The 24548-nt window shown below is 41.3% G+C and carries 25 protein-coding genes; 15 read left to right on the forward strand and 10 right to left on the reverse strand.

The genetic code is table 11. The features are described from left to right. The first annotated feature begins 21 nt into the window (after window positions 1-21). Window positions 22-2085 (forward strand): transglycosylase domain-containing protein, encoded by a 2064-nt coding sequence (locus IHV11_RS14960; protein ID WP_197195338.1) that lies wholly within the window; start codon window positions 22-24, stop codon window positions 2083-2085. Between the two features lie 345 nt (window positions 2086-2430). Here IHV11_RS14960 and IHV11_RS14965 read toward each other — a convergent pair whose 3' ends face one another. Then, entirely contained in the window at window positions 2431-2961 is a 531-nt protein-coding gene (locus tag IHV11_RS14965; RefSeq protein WP_197195339.1) for a YwhD family protein, read from the reverse strand. Window positions 2962-3123: 162 nt separating this feature from the next. Here IHV11_RS14965 and IHV11_RS14970 point away from each other — a divergent pair, with 162 nt between their 5' ends. Then, window positions 3124-4440, forward strand: coding sequence for an NCS2 family permease (locus tag IHV11_RS14970; protein WP_197195340.1), 1317 nt, complete (start codon window positions 3124-3126; stop codon window positions 4438-4440). Window positions 4441-4677: 237 nt separating this feature from the next. Here IHV11_RS14970 and IHV11_RS14975 read toward each other — a convergent pair whose 3' ends face one another. Continuing rightward, a complete protein-coding gene (locus tag IHV11_RS14975; protein ID WP_197195341.1) occupies window positions 4678-5118 on the reverse strand; it encodes an immunoglobulin-like domain-containing protein in 441 nt (146 codons plus the stop codon). 113 nt (window positions 5119-5231) lie between these two features. Between IHV11_RS14975 and IHV11_RS14980 the strand changes: the two genes are divergently transcribed. Next, a complete protein-coding gene (locus IHV11_RS14980; protein ID WP_197195342.1) occupies window positions 5232-5441 on the forward strand; it encodes a hypothetical protein in 210 nt (69 codons plus the stop codon). A gap of 54 nt (window positions 5442-5495) precedes the next feature. On the opposite strand, the gene IHV11_RS14985 is transcribed toward IHV11_RS14980, so the two are convergent. Both IHV11_RS14985 and IHV11_RS14990 read right to left on the reverse strand, forming a co-directional pair. After that, window positions 5496-5999, reverse strand: coding sequence for a YwgA family protein (locus IHV11_RS14985; protein ID WP_197195343.1), 504 nt, complete (start codon window positions 5997-5999; stop codon window positions 5496-5498). 291 nt (window positions 6000-6290) lie between these two features. After that, window positions 6291-7574: an HD domain-containing protein gene (locus IHV11_RS14990; protein ID WP_197195344.1), complete on the reverse strand. Its 1284-nt coding sequence runs from the start codon at window positions 7572-7574 to the stop codon at window positions 6291-6293. Window positions 7575-7875: 301 nt separating this feature from the next. Here IHV11_RS14990 and IHV11_RS14995 point away from each other — a divergent pair, with 301 nt between their 5' ends. Together IHV11_RS14995 and IHV11_RS15000 are read left to right on the forward strand one after the other, a co-directional pair. Continuing rightward, window positions 7876-8676, forward strand: coding sequence for a class I SAM-dependent methyltransferase (locus IHV11_RS14995; RefSeq protein WP_197195345.1), 801 nt, complete (start codon window positions 7876-7878; stop codon window positions 8674-8676). Next, window positions 8676-9509, forward strand: a complete 834-nt coding sequence (locus tag IHV11_RS15000) for a lipoate--protein ligase family protein (protein ID WP_197195346.1) — start codon at window positions 8676-8678, stop codon at window positions 9507-9509. The genes IHV11_RS14995 and IHV11_RS15000 overlap by 1 nt, the downstream gene beginning before the upstream one ends. Before the next feature lie 233 nt (window positions 9510-9742). On the opposite strand, the gene pta is transcribed toward IHV11_RS15000, so the two are convergent. Then, window positions 9743-10714: a phosphate acetyltransferase gene (pta, locus tag IHV11_RS15005; RefSeq protein WP_066399140.1), complete on the reverse strand. Its 972-nt coding sequence runs from the start codon at window positions 10712-10714 to the stop codon at window positions 9743-9745. A gap of 228 nt (window positions 10715-10942) precedes the next feature. On the opposite strand from pta, the gene IHV11_RS15010 reads away from it, so the two are divergent. The 4 genes from IHV11_RS15010 (at window position 10943) to gerQ (ending at window position 13825) form a co-directional block, all read left to right on the forward strand. Further along, on the forward strand, window positions 10943-11719 hold the full coding sequence (locus tag IHV11_RS15010) for a sporulation protein (RefSeq protein WP_197195347.1): 777 nt from the start codon (window positions 10943-10945) through the stop codon (window positions 11717-11719). A gap of 78 nt (window positions 11720-11797) precedes the next feature. Beyond that, the gene (gene hemQ / locus IHV11_RS15015; protein WP_197133111.1) at window positions 11798-12541 is read left to right on the forward strand and encodes a hydrogen peroxide-dependent heme synthase; all 744 of its coding nucleotides are present in this window, start codon (window positions 11798-11800) and stop codon (window positions 12539-12541) included. Between the two features lie 360 nt (window positions 12542-12901). Continuing rightward, a complete protein-coding gene (locus IHV11_RS15020) occupies window positions 12902-13333 on the forward strand; it encodes a cell wall hydrolase (protein WP_197195348.1) in 432 nt (143 codons plus the stop codon). Between the two features lie 12 nt (window positions 13334-13345). Beyond that, window positions 13346-13825 (forward strand): spore coat protein GerQ, encoded by a 480-nt coding sequence (gerQ, locus tag IHV11_RS15025; RefSeq protein WP_231618382.1) that lies wholly within the window; start codon window positions 13346-13348, stop codon window positions 13823-13825. A 72-nt stretch (window positions 13826-13897) separates the two neighbouring features. Here gerQ and IHV11_RS15030 read toward each other — a convergent pair whose 3' ends face one another. Both IHV11_RS15030 and IHV11_RS21525 read right to left on the reverse strand, forming a co-directional pair. Continuing rightward, entirely contained in the window at window positions 13898-14269 is a 372-nt protein-coding gene (locus tag IHV11_RS15030) for a DUF423 domain-containing protein (RefSeq protein WP_197133047.1), read from the reverse strand. Between the two features lie 115 nt (window positions 14270-14384). Next, window positions 14385-14618, reverse strand: coding sequence for a YvrJ family protein (locus tag IHV11_RS21525; RefSeq protein WP_082861534.1), 234 nt, complete (start codon window positions 14616-14618; stop codon window positions 14385-14387). Between the two features lie 365 nt (window positions 14619-14983). Between IHV11_RS21525 and IHV11_RS15040 the strand changes: the two genes are divergently transcribed. Next, complete coding sequence (locus IHV11_RS15040; protein ID WP_197133045.1) at window positions 14984-15154, forward strand: hypothetical protein; 171 nt, start codon at window positions 14984-14986, stop codon at window positions 15152-15154. 426 nt (window positions 15155-15580) lie between these two features. Here the strand turns inward: IHV11_RS15040 and IHV11_RS15045 are convergent, their stop codons facing one another. After that, complete coding sequence (locus tag IHV11_RS15045) at window positions 15581-15910, reverse strand: YwdI family protein (RefSeq protein ID WP_197195349.1); 330 nt, start codon at window positions 15908-15910, stop codon at window positions 15581-15583. Window positions 15911-16185: 275 nt separating this feature from the next. After that, window positions 16186-16416: a hypothetical protein gene (locus tag IHV11_RS15050; RefSeq protein ID WP_137791186.1), complete on the reverse strand. Its 231-nt coding sequence runs from the start codon at window positions 16414-16416 to the stop codon at window positions 16186-16188. A 360-nt stretch (window positions 16417-16776) separates the two neighbouring features. Here IHV11_RS15050 and IHV11_RS15055 point away from each other — a divergent pair, with 360 nt between their 5' ends. Further along, complete coding sequence (locus IHV11_RS15055; RefSeq protein ID WP_066399162.1) at window positions 16777-17334, forward strand: beta-class carbonic anhydrase; 558 nt, start codon at window positions 16777-16779, stop codon at window positions 17332-17334. 44 nt (window positions 17335-17378) lie between these two features. On the opposite strand, the gene IHV11_RS15060 is transcribed toward IHV11_RS15055, so the two are convergent. Then, on the reverse strand, window positions 17379-18968 hold the full coding sequence (locus IHV11_RS15060; RefSeq protein WP_197195350.1) for a bifunctional metallophosphatase/5'-nucleotidase: 1590 nt from the start codon (window positions 18966-18968) through the stop codon (window positions 17379-17381). A gap of 261 nt (window positions 18969-19229) precedes the next feature. Between IHV11_RS15060 and IHV11_RS15065 the strand changes: the two genes are divergently transcribed. The 4 genes from IHV11_RS15065 (at window position 19230) to IHV11_RS15080 (ending at window position 24455) form a co-directional block, all read left to right on the forward strand. Further along, on the forward strand, window positions 19230-19580 hold the full coding sequence (locus IHV11_RS15065) for a general stress protein (RefSeq protein WP_197195351.1): 351 nt from the start codon (window positions 19230-19232) through the stop codon (window positions 19578-19580). 214 nt (window positions 19581-19794) lie between these two features. Beyond that, window positions 19795-21009, forward strand: coding sequence for an NAD(P)/FAD-dependent oxidoreductase (locus IHV11_RS15070; protein ID WP_197195352.1), 1215 nt, complete (start codon window positions 19795-19797; stop codon window positions 21007-21009). Between the two features lie 261 nt (window positions 21010-21270). After that, window positions 21271-22059, forward strand: a complete 789-nt coding sequence (locus IHV11_RS15075) for a helix-turn-helix domain-containing protein (RefSeq protein WP_197195353.1) — start codon at window positions 21271-21273, stop codon at window positions 22057-22059. A 266-nt stretch (window positions 22060-22325) separates the two neighbouring features. Beyond that, window positions 22326-24455 carry an alpha-amylase family glycosyl hydrolase gene (locus IHV11_RS15080; RefSeq protein WP_197195354.1) on the forward strand — a complete coding sequence of 710 codons (2130 nt, stop codon included), beginning with the start codon at window positions 22326-22328 and terminating at the stop codon, window positions 24453-24455. Window positions 24456-24548: the final 93 nt, after the last annotated feature.

Below are 24548 nucleotides of genomic sequence, written 5' to 3' on the forward strand. Positions count from 1 at the left end.
AGTTTTTAAGGAGGGCGGATTATGAAGTTTTGGCAGATCTATAAAGAAGCTACGAAACAGCAGAAAATACGCTGGATGAAAAAATGGGGTCTTATCGTCACTGGATGTTTTGCATTATCCTTTGTTGGACTGTTGCTGCTCGCTAAACTCATGGGCCCTCCCGCTCTGCTTGTTCCACAAACAACCATCATGTATGCAGCGGACGGTTCCAAAATGGGAGAGATCAACAACGGAGGTCAAAACCGATATTGGGTCCCACTCGAAAAAATCGATAAACATGTAATCGACGCTACGATCTCTATTGAAGATAAAAGTTTTTATAAACATAACGGTTTTGATATGAAGCGGATCGGCGGTGCTTTACTCGCTGACCTTAAAGCTGGAGCAAAAGTTCAAGGAGCGAGTACCATCACGCAGCAATATGCTCGTAACCTTTTTTTAACGCATGACAAAACATGGCGAAGAAAATTTCAAGAGGCGTTCTATACCCTTCGTCTTGAGATGAGCTATTCAAAGGATGAGATTTTAGAAGGTTATTTGAACACGATCTATTACGGACATGGCTCTTACGGAATCCAATCCGCTTCTCGCTATTATTTTGGCAAAGATGCAAAAGAGCTCTCACTAAGTGAAGCGACGATGTTAGCTGGTATCCCTAAAGGTCCGAGCTACTATTCTCCCGTCCTTCATGAAGATAACGCGAAGAAAAGACAGAGCATCATCTTAAACGCGATGGCTGAAGATGGAACGATTAAGAAGGCGTCCGTTCAAAAAGCAGCATCAGCCCCATTAACTTATGTACGAGAAGAAGAGGAAGAGGTCGCAACGGTCGCTCCTTATTTCCAGGATGCGGTTATGCGCGCTTTAAAAAAGGAATTGAATGTAAACACAAATTCGATACAGTTTGGCGGACTTCGTATATACACAACGCTCGACCCTAAAATGCAAGCAGATGCTGAACACACGATCGAAAATCGCATCATCGATAACAGTTCGATCCAAACAGCTCTAGTCGCTATGGATCCTCGCAGCGGAGATGTAAAAGCGCTCGTAGGCGGTAGAGATTTTGAGCAGAGTTTGTTCAACCGTGCACTTCAAGCCAAACGAGCACCTGGTTCAACATTTAAGCCATTTCTATATTACACTGCGCTTGAGCATGGATACACCGCGTCAACTCCAATAAAATCAGAACCAACAACATTCGCGATGGGAGACGGTGTAGGCGATTATAAGCCGAAGAATTTTAAGAACCGCTATGCGAATGATTTTATTACGATGGCTCAGGCACTCGCGCTATCAGATAATATTTATGCTGTAAAAACGAATCTCTATCTTGGTCCGAAGAAGCTTGTTAAGACAGCTAAGAAATTCGGGATTAAAAGTGAACTCGCTAGCATCCCTTCACTCGCACTAGGCTCAAAAGCAGTAGGTGTGTTAGAGCTTACGAACGCATACGGCGTTTTTGCGAACGGTGGTAAAAAAGTAGAGCCTGTGTTTATCACGAAGATCACCGATTCTAAAGGAAAAGTGCTATATGAACACAAATATGAAAGCAAACAAGTAATCGACGAGAACAAAGCTTTTGTTATGACAGATCTGTTAGCTGGTACGTTTGATGAAAAATTGAATGACTACACAAGTGTTACGGGTTCAAGTATCAACCACTATTTGACGCGTCCAATGGCTGGGAAATCTGGGTCTACACCAAATGACAGCTGGATGGTCGGATATTCTCCACAACTCGTTACAGGTGTTTGGGTAGGATACGATAACAACGAAGAGCTGCATGATGTGAACGATACAGGTTACTCCAAACGGATCTGGGCGTATTTTATGGAGAGCGCATTGAAAGACAAAGAGATTTTATCATTTGAACAGCCAGAAGGCGTAACAGCGGTAACCATCAACCCGCAAAACGGAAAGCTCGCAACCGATAGCTGTCCGGTAACACGCATATCGTATTATGAAAAAGGAACAGAACCTGTAGAGTATTGTGATGAACATGGTGCTTCGAGTGAAATAAAAGAAAAATTAGATCAGAAAAAAGAGGAAAAAGGTTTTTTCAAGCGGATTTTTTCCTGGTGATCTGTGAGTAGGTGTGGCTGGCTTGCTATGCGAAGCGGTGGATCCTTAAGTTTCGGTCTGAAATCCAAAAGTTTTGAGCTTGAATCCTTAAGTTTCGGGCTTTAACCCACGAGTTTGTGGAAGATATCCACGAGTCGACAATATTCGAACGATTATACCTCAATCTATGCCTACAACATGCTAAAAAAGATAAAATAAAATGCCCGGAGCTCTACTACAGGAGCCCGGGCACTTTATTGTCCTAGAAACATTGTGTGTACAATGCTACCTATATTTTAATGGAAGTGCTTTCTTGTCACAAGTTATTTGCAAAATGTTCAAAAAAGGTTCATAACTTTGCCATTTTTATTCCACTAATGACTTAATTTCGTCACTAGAACGGTTAAACATCGCTTCATCATGTTCTTTAAGGAAGTTTCCGAGCACGCGACGAGCGTTTTCGTCCATATCCTCAATGATGATTTTGCCCTTCATGGATTTATCCATACGGTTCACGTGTTCTGGCAGACTTTTATAGCCTCTTCGCGCTTCAACATCTACTTGCATCTCACATGCCGTCAATCCGAAGTAAAACGGTCCTTCTGCTTTTCGATTGATCGTAACCCAAACGAGCCAATATAGGCGTGGATTTGGTGTATCTTCACGATTCGGAGTAAATTTTATGCGTTTTTCTACATCGCTTCTAGCGTGCATCGCTCCCATGTCGATATATGCGATCGACTCTTCAACATCGACGATTACAGGTGTTACGTGATCAAGTGTCAGACTCCCGACACCGTAACCGCCATGCCCGTCTGTGGAGTCACCACTTATGATGGTAAAGCCCATCCCTTTTTTCTTTTTGTCACCATCATTGGAATTGAAAAAATCTTTCATGCTTCCAGCTCCTCTAAACATTCATTGTTATCACGTATTGTATCACAAATCATAAAAAACTCTCAGTTGGAAACTTTAAAGATAATTGTTGAAATTACACTTAAAAACGAATATTATATATCATGTACTCATAAATCGTTCGTATTTTGGAGGTTCTAACGTATGCTTTCTTCATTTTTTAAACTAAAAGAACTTGGTACGACCATCAAAACAGAAATATTAGCAGGAATCACAACATTCCTGACGATGGTGTACATTGTTATAGTCAACCCGATTATCCTGCATTCCGCTGGTGTTCCTTTTGACACTGTGTTTATTGCAACAATTATTGCCACGGTAGTCGGTACACTGTGGATGGCTTTAATGGCCAACTATCCGATTGCTATTGCTCCAGGTATGGGGCTGAACGCATACTTTGCGTTTTCTGTTGTAGGAAACAACCCTAATATTGATTATCGTATCGCGTTCGGGGCAGTTTTTGTGGCAGGAATAATCTTTGTCATCTTATCCTTAACACCGTTTCGTGAAAAATTGATCGAATCTATTCCAGCAAACCTAAAGCATGGTATTACAGCTGGTATCGGACTGTTTATCGCGTTCATCGGTTTGCGTCTTACTAAAATCATTGTGGCTCACCCTGATAACTTAGTAACTTTAGGTGATATGCATTCACCAACGGTTCTCCTTGCTCTTGGTGGTCTTGCTATCACATTGATCCTGATGGGACTAAACGTGAACGGTGCCCTATTCTTCGGAATGATCATCACGGGCGCAATCGCCTACTTTACAGGGCATTTAGAATTTAAAGAAGGATTTGTATCAACGCCAAACGTACCATCAGAACTTTTCATTTTTGGTGATCCGATCACAGCCTTTTCTGACGTGTTTCAATATGGATTATATGCTGTTGTGTTCTCCTTCTTGCTTGTAACGATCTTTGATACTACCGGTACGATGGTTGGAGTAGCAGAACAAGCTGGACTAATGAAGGGCAATAAGATGCCTCGTGCACGTCAAGCACTGTTAGCTGATTCCGTTGCGACGACAGTAGGTGCTGCGTTTGGTACGAGCCCGACAAGCGCTTATATCGAATCATCTTCAGGCGTAGCTGCAGGCGGTCGTTCTGGTTTGACGTCTGTAGTGGTCGCGATGCTATTTGTAGCCGCTGCGTTCTTTTCACCACTCGTTGGTGCGATCTCAGGATTATCCGCAATTACAGCTCCGACACTAATCATCGTTGGAAGCTTGATGCTTGGTTCTCTTAGCAAAATTAATTGGAACGAACTTGATGAAGCATTCCCAGCGTTCTTAATCATTTTAACGATGCCATTAACGTCTTCAATCGCAACAGGTATCGCTTTAGGGTTCATCTCGTATCCGATCCTAAAAATTGTAAAAGGTAAATATCGTGAAGTTCCGTTCTTGGTTTACTTATTTGCGGTGTTGTTCTTCTATCAACTAGCGTTTTTACCTCATTAAAAATAGTTTAGAAAGCAGTTGATTTCCGCTCCAGGTTGCACGCTTTCCACGGGGCGAACGGTGAGCCTCCTGCCGCTACGCGCCTTTAGGAGTCTCCACCTGACCGCTCGTCCCGTAGGAGTCGGCAACCTTGCGCTACAATCAACTTTGCAATGAAGTATTTATAAAGACAATAAGAATTACTAGTACAGAAAAAGACCGGCCGACCCTAAAACTATAGGGCTGACCGGTCTTTTGTTATTCTGTCTCGAACACTACGGCTACTTTTTCCTTCTTTTCATCTACAAAGAACTCTTTCGATACACGATAGGTTCCTGCATCTTGCTCTTTAAGATCAACCGCTTGATCATAGTTTGATCCAGCTTTCACCATGATCATCTGCTCGGTAAACATCTGATTCTGATTTACTTTCTCCCATTTACCGTCTGTCCACTTTTCTAGTGCATACGCGGTTCCTGTACCAGCTTCTTTATCGGATGCGTTTTTCAACGTTAATTTTGCTTCGTCACTATTTTCTTGGAGTGCGAGTTCAGCTTGTACACCCTCTTTTTCAGACGGTATCTCGTTCTTAACCTGAGGTGCTCCGTTCTTCTTATCCTCTTCTGGCATTGCTTTCGAGCCACAAGCGGCGAGGAGAACGAGCAGACATGCCATTACAATCAGCTTCATGTTTTTCATCACTAAGCCCTCCTTTTACCCTGTTAGTCGTACCTCATATAAAAAAGTTTCAATGAAACTGTCGTTTATAAGGAGAATGTGCTGGATATGCTGATAATAGAGGAGGCGCTAGCATGAAGATTTGGCTTGTTGCTTTAATTTTATCACTCTTGTTTATAGGACTCGGAATCGGCTATTACGCAACGCGCCTTTATGAGAAAAGTGTGACAAAAGGCTTTTTCATGACGCTGCTCGGCATTATCGTTCCATTTACGATCTTTATCACATTTATTTATTTTTACGGCGTTTACAACAACGGCCATCCCTTACAATTTAAATGGTAAATAAAAAAACCTGTTCATAAGCGCCGATTTCACGCTCTTTAAACAGGTTTATCTTTATTGAACTTGTCCTTTTAATGAATCAATATACAGAAAAGCTTCATCCATCTCTTCTTCTGTATACTTCTGTTTGGCTTTTACCGTTTGTACTTTTTCCTTGATCTCGTCTTTTTCCAGTTTTTCGAAATACATCACGGTTGAAACAAGCTCTAAGAACCTGGAAGACTGTTCATTCATTGAACGAACGCAGCTCCCTAGCTTTTCGATCTGTGCACCGTATGTCGAAAGAAGCTTCTGACCTTCTTCGTTCACTGCATAGCGGTACTGCGAATAGCCGCTCACCTTTTCTTTCACTTCATGTATGTAACCCATGTTGCAAAGCTCTTCAATCTTCAATGTTAATTCTTCTGAATATGGGCCGTAAAAATGAAATTGATACTTTTCTTGGTAAGGAAAGTTTAGTTTTTTAGCGATGTATACCATCTTTTGAAGCTTTTTCCGACCGACGACTTCTCCGGCTTCTTGAATCAAGGTGACTACCTTTAAATGATCCTCAAACACAGTACGTTCCCCCTAACATCCTTTTTCGTTTTTATCTATTTTTTCTTTGATTATTCAATGTTGCGTTTGTAAGTAGTTGATTTCCGTTTCAGGTGCTCGCTTTCCGCGGGGCAGGCGGTGAGCCACTTGCCGCTTTACGCCGCTAAGTGGCTCGCCTGCCAGCCTGTCCCGCAGGAGTCTTCCACCTTACACTCCAATCAACTTGTCAGTGATGTCTTCTAGAAACAAACAATAAAAAACCTCTTGAAGTGAATTTAACAGCAAAAAAATTTCAATCCACTTTTAAATGCATTATCTATTCAAAATCTCTTTAATTTTACTTTTAAGCGTTGTATCCTCAATCGCTTCGATCAAATCGAGTGGATAATAGAGTTTGTGATCGGTTCGGCGTTTGCCGGATATTGCTTCTACGACGTCTGATTCTCTAGACAGCTCGCGTATATCGCCGTTTGGTTTTAATAGGTTGATCGGCAGACGCTCTTCTTTTTCGCCTGGGCGGTAAAAGTCGTATGGCAGATCTGATGATGAATCTACTACTAAATAATATTTCGGATTGATGCCCGCTTCTGTAAAGTAACTCGACAGCAGGTGTCCGTCCGTAAATGAGACCATTTCGGTATACTTAAATAATTTCCGATCGATGAAACGATGACATAGATCACTTAAGATTGTGTCCTCTTCTTCCATCCAACCTTGGAAATAATAATGGATCACACCTTCATCGAGCGAAATGTAATCGTGAAGCGAAACATTACCATCAAACAGCGTTTTAAAATGAGACAGCTCTCTTTTGAATGTATACCCTGTTTCATAAAGTTCCTTCGCTCGGTGCAAAATTTTACTCAAGATGACTTCCGCACTTCGCGTTACAGGATGAAAATACACTTGCCAGTACATTTGGTAACGACTCATGATATAGTCTTCTACCGCATGCATGCCGCTTGATTTAATGACGACGCCCTCTTCAGTCGGTCGCATCACACGAAGGATTCGCTCGATATCAAAATTGCCGTAGCTCACTCCTGTAAAATAAGCGTCTCGCAAAAGATAATCCATTCTGTCTGCATCAATCTGACTGGAGATCAGACTGACGATCAATTTATCTCTATGTGTTTTCGCGATCACTTCTGCTACCTGTACAGGAAAATCTTCTCCCATCTGCAAAAGCACGCGATGAACTTCTGTATCGCCTAGTATGATGTCTCTACTGAATTCCTCATGATCCACACCGAACACTTTTTCAAAAGAGTGTGAGAATGGACCGTGTCCTACATCATGTAGAAGAGCCGCGGAAAGAACGAGCAGACGCTTTTCTGGGTCCCATGTTTTCTTTTCTTGAAAAATATCAATGATCCGCCTCGTAATCTCATAAACACCAAGAGAATGGCTAAAACGGCTATGTTCTGCTCCATGAAATGTTAGGTATGTCGTCCCAAGCTGCCGAATTCTTCGCAGTCTTTGAAACTCGCGCGTACCGATCAGACGCCAGATCAGCTCATCACGCACGTGGATGTAGCGATGCACTGGGTCTTTAAATACTTTCTCTTCGTGCAACTTTCCTAAGAGTTTAGCCATTGATTTTTTTCCTGCTCCTTCACCTGCATTTATAGGTAAGAATTCTCGTAAAAAAGAAAAATCCCTTCCTTGGTCTGTCTAGATAAGAAGGTATTTTCTGTATAAGTATCGTGTTGTAACTACTAGAATATACCCTATTGTATCGTGTTCTTAACTTTGAAAACAACCACTATTTTTTTCTATCCGCACTCCCTTTTTATCGGTATTCACACCATTTTCTTACCGTTCACATTTGGGTTATACTAGATAAGGCTTATAACGGAAATGATAGATTTTATATAGATTTCAGGAGGAACCAATCATGGATCAAGATCGAAGAATTAGAAACGGACAAGCTTGGAGCAACAGCTCTTATACAGCCTGGGTCAACCGCTTTGGCGTGCCGGAGAAAGCAGTTTCTCGTATTCTAAAAGATCCGAAACGCAGACTTCAGCCATTAGATCAGTACATTGGTGAAGTCTCAGGCAAAAAGATCGTGAATCTCTTAGGTTCACACGGCAGTAAAGCAGTCGCACTCTCTCTACTTGGAGCAGAGACGACAGTGATCGATATCTCTGATTCAAACGCAGCATATGCGCGTGAACTGGCTGCTGCCGCTAACGTTGATGTCCGCTATGTGGTAGAAGATATCTTAAATCTGCCAGAATCCGAATTGACAGGGAATTATGATATGGCATTCATGGAAAACGGCATTCTGCACTATTTTGCTGATCTGAACGAATACTTCAGCGTTGTTAGAGGACTTTTGAAAAAGGGAGGAACTTTAATCCTGCAAGATTTCCACCCTGTTTCTACAAAGTTGATAGAATCTCAAGGAAAGAGCCAAGCGGTAAGGAAGCATAAAGTTTCGGGAGATTATTTTAGTGAAGAGCTTGTTACAACAGATGTAGCTTATTCAAAATTTTTACCTGAACTTCAGTATGCGACTTCAGAAGAACGCGCACCGTTCCAAGTACAGATCCGCCAATGGACGCTTGGTGAAATTATAACTGCTATCGGATCTGCCGGCCTTTGTATTAAACAGCTCGTTGAAGAACCACACCCAGATGAACTCGACCGCGGCATTCCAAAATCGTTCATCATCGTGGCGGAGAAATTGTAATGACCGACCATCTACTCTCTCAACCTGTCTGGCGGTTGATCGACCAGTCTACACTCGGTCCGTCTTTTGATGCACGGCAGTCGTTTGCGACAGATGATACGCTTTGTACGTCGATCGGCAGCGGTAATTCTCCGGCAACAGCACGCACATGGGTGCATCACGACACAATCGTCCTCGGCATACAAGACACACGTCTTCCTCACCTTAAAGAGGCGATTGAATACTTAGAGTCTCGAGGATACCGGGCAATCGTAAGAAATTCAGGCGGGCTTGCTGTTGTGCTCGATAGCGGTGTGTTGAACATCTCGCTTATTCTTCCTGAAAAAGAAGGGACGATCGACATCAATCAAGGGTACGACACGATGACTGCACTTGTGGAAGAGCTTCTTGCGCCGTATGATGCAAAGTTTGAAGCATACGAGATCGTCGGCTCTTATTGCCCGGGAAGTTATGACTTGAGCATCGGCGGCAGAAAGTTTGCAGGAATCTCACAGCGGCGTATGCGCGGCGGTGTCGCGGTACAGATCTACTTATGTGTGGACGGCAGCGGTTCAGAGCGCGCGTCCCTGATCGGAGAGTTTTATAAGCGCGGTTTGGCTGGTGAGGATACAAAGTTCCAATATCCAGAGATTGAGCCTGATGTGATGGCCAGTTTAGCGGAACTGCTTGGACAACCGTTAACCGTAGCAGATATACACGCTTCTTTATTACGAGTGCTGCACAAAAACAGCGAACTTTTTTTCAGCGGTCAGCTTTCGGTTGAGGAAAGCGAGCTGCTTCCTGGAAATATAAAGCGAATGTGGGATCGAAACGAGAAGGCACTGTCACTTTAGGTGGCAGTGTCTTTTTGAGGTGTACAGGATATGACTTGAAATTTATTTTTATGTGATGAATGGCTATTTTTATGTGATTAGCGGTAATTTTTATGTGATGTGACTCCACTTTTATGTGATGTGACTCCATTTTTATGTGATGATGTATTTTTAGCAGCTGCTCGGCCACCATAACATCCATTCTCACACAAAAAAGCCAGCTGCAAAGAGCTGGCTTCAACTACATTATGAACTTAAAGAGCTTGCATCGCTGTGATCAACGCCAATTTGTATACATCTTCTGCGTTACAACCGCGAGATAGATCGTTTACAGGCATGTTCAAGCCTTGTAGGATCGGCCCGATCGCTTCAAATCCGCCAAGACGTTGAACCATCTTGTATCCGATGTTTCCTGTTTCAAGACTTGGGAAGATAAATACGTTCGCCTCCCCTTTGATTGGTGATTCTGGAGCTTTTTTCGCTGCTACAGATGGAACGAATGCTGCATCGAACTGAAGCTCTCCATCATACGGGAAGTCCGGGTTCATTCCTTTTAAAACTTCCAATGCTTCAACTACTTTTTCTGTCTCAGGCGAAACCGCTGATCCTTTTGTAGAGAAAGAAAGAAGCGCAACTTTCGGGTCAATACCGAAAACACGTGCTGTTTCAGCAGAAACCATAGCAGATTCAGCTAGATCTTGGCTGTTAGGTGAAATGTTGATCGCGCAATCTGCGAACACATACTTTTCATCGCCACGAACCATGATGAACGCGCCAGAAGTCTTCTTAACGCCTTCTTTTGTTTTGATGATCTGTAGAGCTGGACGAACGGTATCAGCAGTAGAATGTGCTGCACCACTTACAAGTCCGTGAGCTTTACCTGTGTAAACAAGCATCGTTCCGAAATAGTTCTCATCTAAAAGAATTTTGCGTGCTTGTTCTTCTGTTGTTTTTCCTTTACGGCGTTCAACTAACGCATCAACCAAAGCGTCGAACTCACCATATTCAGCAGGGTTTAATACTTCTACCCCATCAAGTGAAAATCCGCCCGCTTGTGCTTTTGCTGTTACGTCAGCAGGATTTCCTATTAAAATCGGTTGTAGAACTTTCTCAGATGCTAGACGGCTCGCCGCCTCTAGAATTCTTTCATCCGTACCTTCTGGAAAAACGATTGTTGGGTTAGCGGACTGGACTTTACTCTTTAAATCTATAAAAAGATCACTCATGATTTAGCCTCCTATTTTCTCTATATAAACTGTACTTTTTTGCACTCACTATTAGGGTACTCCTTTTTTCACACCTTTTAAACCTATCCATGCAGTTGTAAGCGCTTGATAAAAGAAGTTCTTATATTTAGAATTTTTTTACGTCTATGATATTTATTTATTGGAAAATGAATCTTTTTCGTTCATCTATCGTAAAATTGTTTGAAAAATGTTGAGGAGGAATTATACATGTCTTTTGTAAACCGTATGTTAGCTTCTGTAGGTATTGGATCAGCAAAGGTAGACACCATTTTAGATAAAGATACGTACTCACCTGGTGAGAGCATTACAGGAAAGATTAGAATCGAGGGTGGTAAAGTCGATCAAAATATCGATCACATTACTCTTTATGTCATGACAGAATACTATCGTGAAGTGGACGATAAAAAAGTGAGAGATACTGCTGCAATTGAAAAGACAAATGTAACGAGCTCACTTGTTGTAAAAGCTGGCAGTCAGCAAGAGATTCCGTTCTCTCTTAAACTTCCATATGATGCGCCATTAACACTTGGCCACACTCCGGTATGGATCAAAACTGGACTTGATATTCAGATGGCTGTAGATCCAACAGATAACGATCAGATTCGCGTACTGCCTGACGCTGAAACTTCTGCGATCTTTGATGCGATCGAGCAGCTTGGATTCCGCCTCAGAAAAGCATATTGCGGTTCTGCACCGCGTTATATGCGCCGCAGACTTCCGTTTTTACAAGAATTTGAGTATGTACCTACGTCAGGAGCATACGCTGGTAAGTTAGATGAGCTTGAAGTGATCTTAGTTCCACAAACAGACAGCATCGAGCTGTTCTTAGAAATCGATAAAAAAGGAAAAGGATTGTTTGGCATGCTATCTGAAGCAATGGATATGGATGAGACGAAGGTTCGCCTCACTCTGTCACGCGCTGAACTTCAAAATCCTGCTGGTGTTAAAAGCAAGATCGAGCAGTTGCTTCGCCAATACAGTTAATCCCTCCTTTTTGGATTCGTCCCTACTTATGGTATATTTGTAGGGACGTGTTTATTTCTAGCAAGGAGTGAATAATTGATGAGTGAAGCAGCGATTACACTAGAAGGCTGGTATTGCCTTCATGATTTCCGTACGATGGACTGGGCCTCTTGGAAAACGCTTTCGGGTGACCAGAGAGAATATGCGATCAATGAATTTTTGACGTTCCTTGAGAAATGGGAGAACGTAGAAGCAAATAAAGTGGGCAGTCACGCTCTTTACAGCATCATGGGTCAAAAAGCTGACTTTATGCTGATGCTTCTTCGTCCGACGATGGAAGAGCTGAACGAGATCGAAAATGCATTTAACAAAACAGCATTCGCACAATATACAGTAAAAGAATACTCTTACGTTTCGGTTGTCGAGCTAAGTACGTACAATCCACAAAACGAGAGCGGCGAGATGGATCCAATGATCAAAGCTCGTTTGTTCCCTGAACTGCCAAAATGGAAGCATGTTTGCTTCTATCCGATGGATAAGCGTCGTGATGGCGAGGATAACTGGTACATGCTTCCGATGGAAGAACGCAAGAAGATGATGTACTCTCACGGCATGATCGGCCGCGGGTATGCAGGAAAAGTGAAGCAGATCATCACAGGTTCAGTTGGTCTAGACGATTGGGAATGGGGCGTAACGCTGTTCTCAAACGACATGCTTCAATTCAAAAAACTCGTATACGAAATGCGCTTTGACGAAGTAAGTGCGCGCTACGGCGAGTTCGGATCGTTCTACGTTGGAAACATCCTTACAAAAGAAGCAGTGCCTGCTTATTTGCAGGTTTAATGATGAAGATGACTCATTTATTAGGATGAGTCATCTTTTTTATTGTCGAAAATGATCGAAAATCGGATAAATTTTTTTATATACGGAATTATGTGGTTTATGTACGGAATTATGAGAGATTACCTCGTATAAAATGAGATTTACCTCGTAATTATTATGAGGTGATCGCCTCAGACGGCCATCTATCAATAATGTTCTCCCTACAAAGACATTTCTCTTCACTCCCCCTGCCTACTTCCATACTTAAAACAACTTTCACAAAACGTTGGTCTAGTTTCCCAAAACAGCTCATACACATATATCGAATGTTCTGTTTCCCTGCTTGTACACCACGATTAACAACATAGAGGGGGAAGGCAATTGGCAGTCATTAAAGCTACAAATAAGGATATTGACTTGCTGGCACGTCTCATACGTGCGGAAGCTGAGGGTGAAGGTGACCAAGGGATGCTCCTTGTTGGTAATACCGGCGTCAATCGAATTCGCTCCAACTGCCTTGATTTTAAAAATATTCGTACGATGCAGCAGATGGTCTTTCAAAGACCTGGTGGATTTGAAGCGACGATCAAAGGATATTTTTATCAAGGTGCTAGAGAGAATGAAAGAAGGTTAGCGAAAAGGGTTATTAACGGGCAGCGCTTCCACCCTGCCAGAAATTCATTATGGTTTTTCGATCCAAAAGGGGCTTGTCCGAAGACTTGGTACAATCAGCCTCATTCGGGAAGCTTCAAGGCTCACTGTTTTTATCAGCCGAAACAAAGCGATTGTCCAAATGTGTTTAACACCTTTTAGGGAGGTTTGTTGATGAACAACTTTAATCCGTACGGCCAAGATTATTATCGGGCTCAGAATGGAATGGGTATGATGGGTGGCGGCATGGGAGGAATGGCAGGCATGGGGGTTCCTCAAGACATGGCACAAAGTCAGCAGGCACCAGGAATGGGCGGAGGCCCTCTGCAAGATATCGGTGCACCTGGGCAGCTTCCGCTCGAGCAGTCCTACATCGAAAATATTTTAAGGATGAACAAAGGGAAAGTCGCAACCGTTTATATGACCTTCGAAAACAATGAAAAATGGAACGCCAAGGTTTTCAAAGGAATCATTGAAGCCGCCGGCCGTGATCACATCATCCTAAGCGATCCGCAAACAGGTAAACGTTACCTGCTATTGATGGTGTATGTAAACTATGTCACGTTTGATGAAGAGATTAATTATAGCTATCCGTATGGCACACAGCAGCAACAGCAACAAGGTGGTCAGATGTCCCAATACAGCCCTCGTTGATAGATATTATTTATGTCTGGTTCAGGCAATTATAGAACAGGCGCCCTCTAATTTTAAGAGAGCGCCTTTTTATTATGCTTTTACTACAGCAACGATCAGCAGTATCCAACCAACGATAAACGCTACGCCTCCAAGCGGTGTGATAGGACCAAAGAATTTCATACCTGTGGTCGAGAGAGCATATAGACTTCCTGAGAAAAGCAATATACCGATAAAGAAAGACCAACCTGCTCCTGTTAATAGCGTTGAAGCTGGAAATTTACCAAGTAAAACGCCGACAACTAACAAAGCTAGTGCATGATACATGTGATATTGAACTCCAGTTTGGTACACATTTAGCATGTTCTTAGCATTTAATTTAGCTTCGAGTGCATGTGCACCGAAAGCTCCGAGCATGACTGCAAGCATTGCGTGAATCGCACCTAATATAAGAAAAAGCTTCATCCTGTTCCACTCCTGTTTTTCTTTTATCTTACCATTGAAAAATGACAATACAAAGGTTGCCACAGGATTGTAAAAATTTTGGCGGACGGGTTGTCCATGATAAAAAAAGCGAACGTTAACGTTTTTTCGGCTGACGTTCGCTGTCAAGCAATCGGACGTACTGATCGATCTTTCGCTCAAGCTCTTCTTTCTCTACTAATTCAGAGTGAAGTTCTCGGATGATTCCTTCTAAGCTCTGAATGCGCCTCTCAAACTGAAAAAGCAAGTAGCCCGCAATGACGATAGGAAATCCCACATTACCGAGGAGATTGACTAAGTTTAACCATTCACTTGCTCCGACCATTTCCATTCACCCCTCATTTTTTATCGAACAAAACAGAACGTATGTTCGTAATTTTAGTATAAGGCGAACGAAGAATTTTTACCATCATTCCTTTCTCATATTTTTATTTTGATTCAAAGGACCTATTTGAAATGGGTCTTGAGAGTTTGTTAATTTCCGCTCCAGGTTGCACGCTTTCCACGGGACGTGCGGTGAGCATCCTGCCGCTTTGCGCCTTTAGGAGTCGTCAACCTTGCGCTCCAATTAACGGGCATATGATGAGTTAAAAACTAAAACTATAGAAAGAAAATTAGAAAGAGGTTTAAATAAATGTGGCAGTGGAATAAAAAAAGTAAGACAGAAAAAAATTACATACGAGGAGGAACAATAAAATGGAACTTCTTATAACAATGATTTATACAATTCTTGGTTTAGCTGCTCTAAGTCTAATCGCAACAGTGACTGCCATTTATTTTTCTAATAAAAAGATCAACGAAAGAATTGAAATTGCCAAACGTAGAGATGCACGAATGGAACACCAGAATACTTATGTTTCGATCTAACAGCGCTGATAGTAGTGCTGTTTTTTTTTTGCACATATTATGCCTTATATTGTTGTACTTGAAAGTAGTTGATTTCCGCTCCAGGTTGCTCGCTTTCCACGGGGCGAACGGTGTTCGAAGAAGTATGTGTGTTCCTGCGTCTACTAGAAAATCCTATCGAAGCGAGCTTCCTCGTCGCATGCCTTACGAGAAGAATTTGCAGAGTGGCTGGCACGCTACGCGCCATTAGGAGTCTCGCACCATGCGCTTCAATCAACTTGCAGAGAAGAGCCTTGGGAAAATATCATCTCCCGGATTATTGTACAAAATTTCGGACTTAATCTTGATTCTCTCGGGATTATCCCGAAGATTTCGGTATTCACTCCATTCAAACCAACAAAAAAAGAAAACCCACTCAAAAAGAGCAGATTTCCCACAAACTAACATTTAAAAATCAAAAATAGAGTCTCCGTTGCCGTCTTTTTCGTCTTGATCGTCATCCTCATAGTCCATATCAAAGTCCATCATAGACTTTTTGTGTTTTTTTGCTGGAGGAGGAGCGGTCACTAGGCTAGCTGGTTTTTGAACCGGATATGAAGGGACCCAGCCTTTTACGTCAACAGCTGAATCATCCTCATCCGCTTCTAGCATTAATTCGCACAATGTTTGAATGGCTGAGACATGTTCGCGCAGTTTTGGAGAATTCTCATCTAATACTTTCATTTCTGCAACATGTTTTTCTATTTTTTTTGCAAACTGACTTACTGATATATTCATCGGTTTCACCACAATTGTTTTTTTCTTATTCTATCAAACCCGTTCACATAAATAAAATAAATGCCAAAAAAGACAGCTCAAACAAGCTGCCTTTAGCTCCAAATTCCGCTCAAGTATATTCATTCACTAGCACACGTACGGTGATCCTGCCGCGAGCATGATAGTGAATGCGAAAAATAGCCCTATTTATTTTTTTCAGCAGACCCCCTTCTTTTTACCAATACATTCATTTCACATATTTTTACTACATCAACACAAACTTCACACTATGTAATCTATGACGTATCCACCCAACTGAAATTCTGATTATTAAAAGGACCGGCAATTGCAGACATAACTTCCGATGCATTCTTGTTACTCACTTCGCCGTACGAAAAGAAATTAACACCAGATTCATTCGCCATGATAACTTGTCCCGTTTTCGGCATAGAAACTGACACCATGTAGTTCTTCATAACCGACCCCATTAACAGCAGAACCCAAAGTACATACGTCATAACTTCCATCTTCCCTACCCCTTTCAAATTTTCATTGATTTGTACCGATCTATTTAAACCCTACTTTACTGGCAAGTTTTTTTCTTTGTTTCACCCTCCCTTCGACTTACCAATGTATGTGGTGTTAATAGCGATTATACGTACCTTTTAATAAAATGTTTGTCACAATGTGCTTTTGTTTTAAAGTTTCTATCAACAAAAGATTCGCTTCAAATACAAAAAAGAGCAGATTCGGCCCACATTTTTGTATAATAGTGAATATAGAAGTGAATATGTTAGCGAGTTTAAGCTGAATATGATAGAAAAAGACGTATACTTCTAAATCTTTTTATACTTTAATTATTTTCTGTAGAAACAAGGAGGAGAATCATGTCCGTACTTAACGAAATCTTAGCGTTCAATCACCAATTTGTTGAAAACAAAGAATATGAACCTTTCCAAACTACTAAATTTCCTGATAAAGGACTTGTTATTGTGTCTTGTATGGACACGCGCCTGACTGAATTATTGCCTAGTGCAATGAATATCAAGAATGGTGATGTAAAAGTTATTAAATCGGCTGGAGCGGTAATCTCGCATCCATTCGGTTCTATTATGAGAAGTATCCTTGTGGCTATCTATGAATTAAAAGCAGAAGAAGTAATGGTCATTGGTCACTATGACTGCGGAATGAGCAATGTAAACGCAGATGGACTACTTGCCAAGATGAAAGACCGTGGCATTGAAGAATCGACGTTTGACACGTTAAAATATTCTGGACTCGATTTGAAGAAATGGGTTCAAGGGTTTGAAAGTGTTGAGGATTCTGTGAGAAACAGTGTAAAGCTTGTTAAAAATCACCCGCTGCTTCCTGAAGATATTAAAGTACATGGTCTCGTTATCGACCCTGCTACAGGAAGACTTGATCTTGTGGAACGTGGAGAATAAATAGAAAAAGGCAAAGCGCATTTTACACGCTTTGCCTTTTTTAATTATGGGTTGATCTTCGTAATTCTTCCTTCAATCTGTCCAGATACGGTATCGCGATTTTTAAAATAGTTCACTAGCGCTTCTAGATCCGTAACGCTTACCGTCGAATTCTTCCCTTCTAGTAAAACGGTATAACCATCACCGCCACCGGCCATAAAATTATTTACGGTAACGGTATATTCTTGTTCTGCTTCAATCGGTGTTCCATCACTCTTAACCATAGAAACTGTTCGGTCACCAACTGGTTTTGAAAGATCAAATGTAGCTTTCAGACCAGAAATCTGAAGCATTTTCTCTTTTTCTGTGGCCCATTGAGATTCAAAAAGTTCTTTGATCTGCGCTCCCGTTAACGTCATCGTAACAAGGTCGTTGCCAAACGGCTGAACGTTAAAAAGTTCTCCCCATGTCACTGCACCCGGATTGATCACATCACGAATACCACCTGGGTTCATAAACGCAAAATCAGTGCCCGTCTGTTCTGTCATGGAATCTGCAATCACATTTCCTAATTCAGACTCACCATTATACGCTTCTGCCCCTGATAGCAGTTGATTCGTGTTCCCTACAACTTCATTGATGATCGGTGCTACTTGGTCTTCGGCTTGCTTAATAATTTTTGTAACTCTCGAATCAGGTTTTACATCTTTTTGCAAAACCGAAACTACTTCTGCTTTACTTTTTACGATATCCTTTGTACGGCGATCAATTTTAAGATCCACATCAGCAAAAGCTGTTCCGTATGAGAATGCTTGTACAAGCAGCTTGTTATCTACTACAGCGTTCACGTTTCTATGATTGTGGGCGCCAAACATTACGTCAACTTCATCATCCACTCTGTTTGCCATATCCACGAGTTCACCAGATATTTCTCCGGTCGCCGATTGCTCAACAGGGTTATGTGCTAGAACAACGATAGACTTTACGCCTTTTTTCTTAAGAGATTTCGTTGCCTTATTGATCGCTTCTGCTTCATCTATAAATTCAACGCCAGCTGTTCCACTCGGAATGACGATATCCGGCGTGTCTGAGAAAACTACTCCGATGAATCCGATGTTTACACCTTTGACCTTTTTAATTACATAAGGAGGAAGAATATTTTTCTTCGTCTTCTTATCTATGACATTAGCAACCACATATGGAAAGTCTGCACCTCTAAAATAGCCTGTTTTTTCATGAGTTCCACCTTTTATTAAACGCATCATCTCATCTACGCCTTCATCAAACTCATGGTTTCCTAATGTTCCTACATCAAAGCCCATCTTATTCATGATTTCTACTGTTGGCTCGTCTTGCAGCAATGCAGATGTCGGAGAGCTTGCTCCTACCATATCGCCTGCATGCACCAAAAGAGTGTTAGGGTTCTCTCGTTCTCTCATCTTTAAATAGCTTGCTAGATAGTCTGCACGTCCAACAGGTTCCCCTGCCACATTACGTGTAATATCGATCTGTCCATGAAAATCATTTACTCCGAGCAGTTGAACATCTAAGTAACGGCCCTTGTGTTTTTGGGTGGCGTAATCCTCTGCATGTACGCCTGCGCCGATTGGTGTTAATCCTAAAGCAAGTGCTAAAGCTGATAATGTCTTTTTCATTAAACAAACTCCCCTATCACTCATTTTGTAAAAAACTCAACAATTAAAAGTATATATTTTGAAATGTAAAATGATAGAGGATTTTCGTAAAAATGATGTAAAAACGTTATATTCCAATAAAAAAGGAGTTTATGCCTACACACCTGAGTTCAAGCGGCCCTTTTAGTACTTTTATCCCGGTACGCATTCAAAAAAGTATGTTTAGTCCTTTAAAAATTCGTGAATACACACTATAACTTCGTTTAAAGGAGAGGATTGTAAATGGTAAAACCTATCGTACATGAATTTAACTCTCAACAAGAATTGATTGCAGCTGCAAGTGATCTGAAAGCTCGAGGAATTCACGAGGACAACTTATATGTATTATCCCACGAAAAGGATGACACGAAAGATCTCGCACATGACGCAGATGTAAATACAATCGGTTTAAAGGAAGAAGGACTCGGCACGGCTCTCAGCAATGTATTTGAGTCCAGAGGCGATGAGCTTCGCAACAAGATGACAGAACTAGGCTTATCTGATGTAGAAGCAGATCAATATGAGAAGAAGCTCGATATGGGCAAAATTTTATTGTTTGTAAAAGAAGAAGATAAAGTTAATACATTGCCATAAGTTGAAGAAGAGAGGTGCTTGTCCAATCGGGCATGCAGCTCTTTTTTTGTGTAATTTTAATTCTCCTCACTCATCATAATTTAAAGTTTCTCCTTAAAAATTGAACCTTGTAGCAGGAGCATTCACACAAAATCCATATTCTTGAAAAAGTTTCTTCTCATGCGTTTCTTTACACAAGATAGGGGGAATGAAGAGAAGACGAGGAGGAGTCACTATGAATTTACACAATGGTCAGCTCTATTGGCCTGAAACCTATACAAACACGGGTCAGTACCCGGTTCTTGAAGAAGATATATCGTGTGATGTACTAATCGTTGGTGGAGGCATGGCAGGTGCCCTATGTGCCCATGTGCTCGGTCAAGAAAAAGAATTAGATGTAGTATTGATCGATAGAAGACACCCCGGTGCAGGAAGCTCCTCAGCAAACACAGGACTTCTGCAATTCTCAAGCGATAAGATGCTGCACGAACTCATTGAACAGCAAGGTGAACAGGATGCTGTCTATTTCTATCAGCTTTGTTTACAGGCGTTAGAAGATTTGAAAAAGATGACGTCTGGCCTATCCGAAGACCCTGAATTTCGTGAACAAAAAAGCTTGTACTATGCCAGCACTCCAGAAGATACGTTAAAACTCGAACGTGAATATGAGGCATTAAAGAAGTACGATTTTCCAGTAGAATATTTAGAACCACAAGAGATTTCTTCACGTTTTCCTTTTTCCAAACCAGCTGCTCTCGTTACGAGTGGTGATGCAGATGTGAACCCGTATAAGTGTGTACAAATCTTGTTAAAGGATGCGGCCGCTTCCGGGGTTAGGATCTTTGAACAAACACCTCTTATTCGTAAAACCAAAACGGTTCACGGCTTTACCTGTGAATCTGAAAAAGGAACCATTTCAGCGAGATATGTTATCTTTGCGACTGGTTATGAGAACGACTTTTTAGCTCAGCAATTAGGAGCTGACCTGAATCGTTCATATGCGATCGTAACAGAACCTCTATCATCACTGAAAACATGGTACGACGAATGGATGATCTGGGAAACGAAGCGTCCATACCTTTATATGAGGACGACTAAAGATGGAAGAATCGTTGCCGGTGGTTTAGATGAAGATAAAGCTGAAGCACCGTTAAATGAAGGGCTTATCGAAGAACGTGGTGAGCGAATTCTTCAAAAGATCAAAGAACATTTTCCAGATCTATCCCCAAAAATCTCTCATTCTTGGTGTGCGACGTTTGGAGAATCGCATGACGGACTGCCATATATCGGTGAACACCCTAACCGTCTTGGCGAGTACTATTGTTTAGGGTTTGGCGGTAATGGTACAGTCTACAGCATGTTAGGTGCCACCATCATCAAAGACTTGATCACAAAAGGTTTTCACCCCGCTTCACGTTTGTTCACGATTGCACGCGCTGTAAGTTTATAAAAACACTATTTTTATAAGCTTCGTTGTTCTTAAAAATGTTTGATTTCCATTTAAGGATGCTTGTTTTAACCAACCTGAATAAGAAGCTACCAACACCCTTTATACGACCAATTTTCTTGGTCGTTTTTCTTATGCCTTCACACCTATTTTAGTGGATATTACATAAGTGCAACCTCAAGTTAACATAGTGCACCTGCTAAAATATAGAAAACCATACATTGTTTTACTACAATTGAAGTAGTAAATGAAAGGAGTTCTTCTATGACATTCAGTGAAAAACTTTTTAAGCTTAGAAAACAAAAAGGTCTCTCACAAGAAGCACTGGCCGAACAATTAAACACAACCAGACAAGCAATCAGTAAATGGGAAAACGGTCAGGGTTTTCCTGAAACAGAAAAGCTATTGATGCTCGGTAACATTTTTGAAGTATCTATTGATTACTTACTGAAAGACACCGTTGAAGAGAGTCGTGAGAATGAAAATGGTTATTATGTTAGCAAAGAGATGGCGGAAGGATACCTCTTATTTCAAAATAAAGTCTCGAAATACCTTGCCATTGGATTTAGTCTGTTAATCTTTTCAACGATTCCTTACTTCTTATTTAAGGAAGGTCCAATCACCTTTACTCTACTAACGATTTTAATAGCCGTTCTTGGAATCGGAACGATTACAGCAGGACTCATAAAAGAGGATCGATACAGCCTACTTAAGAAAGAGATGCTGATTTTTGACCAAAACACTTTAAAAGATTTAAAAATTAGATACGAAGAGATAAAAAGTAAATGTACTGCGGTAATGATGATTGGAATCTGCTCTATTGTTGGAGGAGCTATCTTCTTTTTAATCATAAAAAAAGAATGGGTGGACGTAGACTTATTAACTCCGTACAACCCGATTTTTATTGCTTTGATAGGCATCGGGGTCTACATTTTGGTTCGTACTCTATCCATCATTGATGCTTATCGAATTTTGGTCAAAAATGAGGAGCATGTGAACACTCTAAATAATAGTTTGATGAAAAAAGTGAAGAAGAAAATCAATGATCTCTAAAGAAAACCTAAGTCTAAATACCTTCTTCTCACAAGTAAAAATTACTTTTGAATCATTTTCATTCTGTCTTTCCTTTAAGTATCAATGTTTGTCCTTCACGCCATGAATAACTTAATTGACAGCGTTTACATTAATTTGAATAATGAGAGTAATAGAGCGCGCTATTACATGTAAAAACTTGAGGGCAATGTTTATTTCAAGACAACCCCGTTATTCCTTGCGAATAACGGGGTTTTTTATTTTCTAAAAAAGGAGTGAATAACCGCATGAAAAAAAGCTTATTTGTTTCAGCTGCACTTAGTTTGTCTTTAACGTTCTCAAACCTTCCCTTTCAAGACAGCCCACCAACCGTAGAAGCTGCTAGTTTCAACAAGGTTAACTATGGTCAAGATGTAATCTATCAGATTATGACCGATCGTTTCTCAGACGGAAACGCATCAAATAATCCTACAGGAAACCTGTTCAGCAGTGACTGTTCCAATCTTCGAAAATATTGCGGCGGCGACTGGCAAGGAATCATCAACAAGATCAATGATGGATATTTAACGAATATGGGTGTTACAGCACTTTGGATCTCTCAGCCAGTTGAGAATGTGTACAGCGTATTGAACGACGCAGCTGGCACAACTGCCTATCATGGCTATTGGGGCAGGGATTTTAAGAAAGCCAACCCTTATTTCGGAAGCATGACTGACTTTCAAAACTTAATCAATACCGCTCACGCCAAAGGCATCAAAGTCATAATTGATTTTGCACCGAACCACACATCTCCAGCATCTGAGGACACGCCAAGCTATATGGAGAACGGTAAACTTTATGACAACGGAACACTTGTCGGTGGGTATACAAACGATACGAAAGGTCTGTTTCATCACAACAAAGGAACGAATTTCTCCTCGATAGAAGATGGTATCTATCGTAATCTATATGACCTCGCTGATTTTAACCACCAAAATCCAACCGTAGATACGTACTTCAAGAGTGCGATCAAACAATGGCTGAACATGGGAATCGATGGTATTCGTGTAGATGCAGTCAAACATATGCCGTTCGGCTGGCAAAAAACATTTATGGAAACGATAAATTCTCATCAGCCTGTGTTTACATTTGGAGAATGGTTCTTAGGAGAAAATGAAGTCGACCAAAACTATTATGATTTTGCGAACAAATACGGAATGTCACTGCTGGATTTCCGCTACGGACAAGAACTCCGCCAAGTGCTTCGCAACAATTCAGATAGCTGGTATGGCTTTGATAGCATGATCACAGAAACCCAAACCAAATATGAACAGCCGATCGATCAAGTAACATTCCTTGATAATCATGATATGGATCGTTTTCATACGAACGGAGCGGATACGAAAAAGACAGATCTAGCACTTGCCGTTATGCTCACATCACGCGGTGTTCCTAACATCTATTATGGAACAGAACAATATATGACTGGTAACGGAGACCCAAACAACCGAGGAAAGATGACATCATTCAATCAAACAACAAAAGCTTATCAAATTATTAAAAAGCTTTCTACACTGCGAAAGACGAATCAGGCACTTGGCTTCGGAAAAACAAAACAACGCTGGATCAACAATGATGTTTACGTATACGAAAGACAGTTTGGAAACGATGTTGTCTTAGTCGCAGTAAACAAAAGTACTTCAATGAGTTATAACGTGAGTGGAGCTGCTACAGCGTTACCAGCTGGAACTTATACTGATCAATTAACGGGTCTCTTAACGGGGAGTTCTATTACGGTTTCTGGTGGTACGATTGCAGCATTCGACCTTTCACCAGGTGAAGCAGCCGTTTATGCACATAACGGAAGCAGTTCGACTCCGGTTATCGGTGGAATCGGTCCAGCTATTGCGAAACCAAGCAATACGCTCACGATCAGTGGTGATGCATTCGGAACCTCGACTGGTTCTGTAAAGATAGGCACCGTGAATGCAAGTGTTCAATCATGGAGCAACGACGAGATCAAAGTGACAGTTCCTGCAGTTGCAGCAGGCAGCTACCAAGTCACCGTAACAAATTCTTCAGGAACGGTAAGTACTGGCTACGGACCGATTGATATCTTATCTGGATCACAAAGTTCCGTGCGATTCTTGATCAACAATGCTTACACGAGCAACGGACAGAACGTTTATGTTGTAGGAAACACCGAAGAATTAGGAAATTGGAATGCCGCAAAAGCAGTAGGTCCATTTTACAATCAAATCATAGCAGCGTATCCAACATGGTACTACGACATCAGTGTACCAGCGGGTAAAGCACTAGAATTCAAGTTCATCAAAAAAGATTCCGCAGGAAATGTAATCTGGGAAAGTGGAACAAATCATACGTTCACTACCCCATCTTCAGGACCCGGAACTACGATCAATAATTGGCAAAACTAAATATACAAAAGAAACGACCCTGCTGAAAGGGTCGTTTCTTTTGTTTTATCTTGTTCTTTAATCTCAGTCCCTAAAGGAGATTGTAACTAAACC

Source organism: Fictibacillus sp. 26RED30, assembly GCF_015903845.1.
GTDB lineage: Bacteria > Bacillota > Bacilli > Bacillales > Fictibacillaceae > Fictibacillus > Fictibacillus phosphorivorans.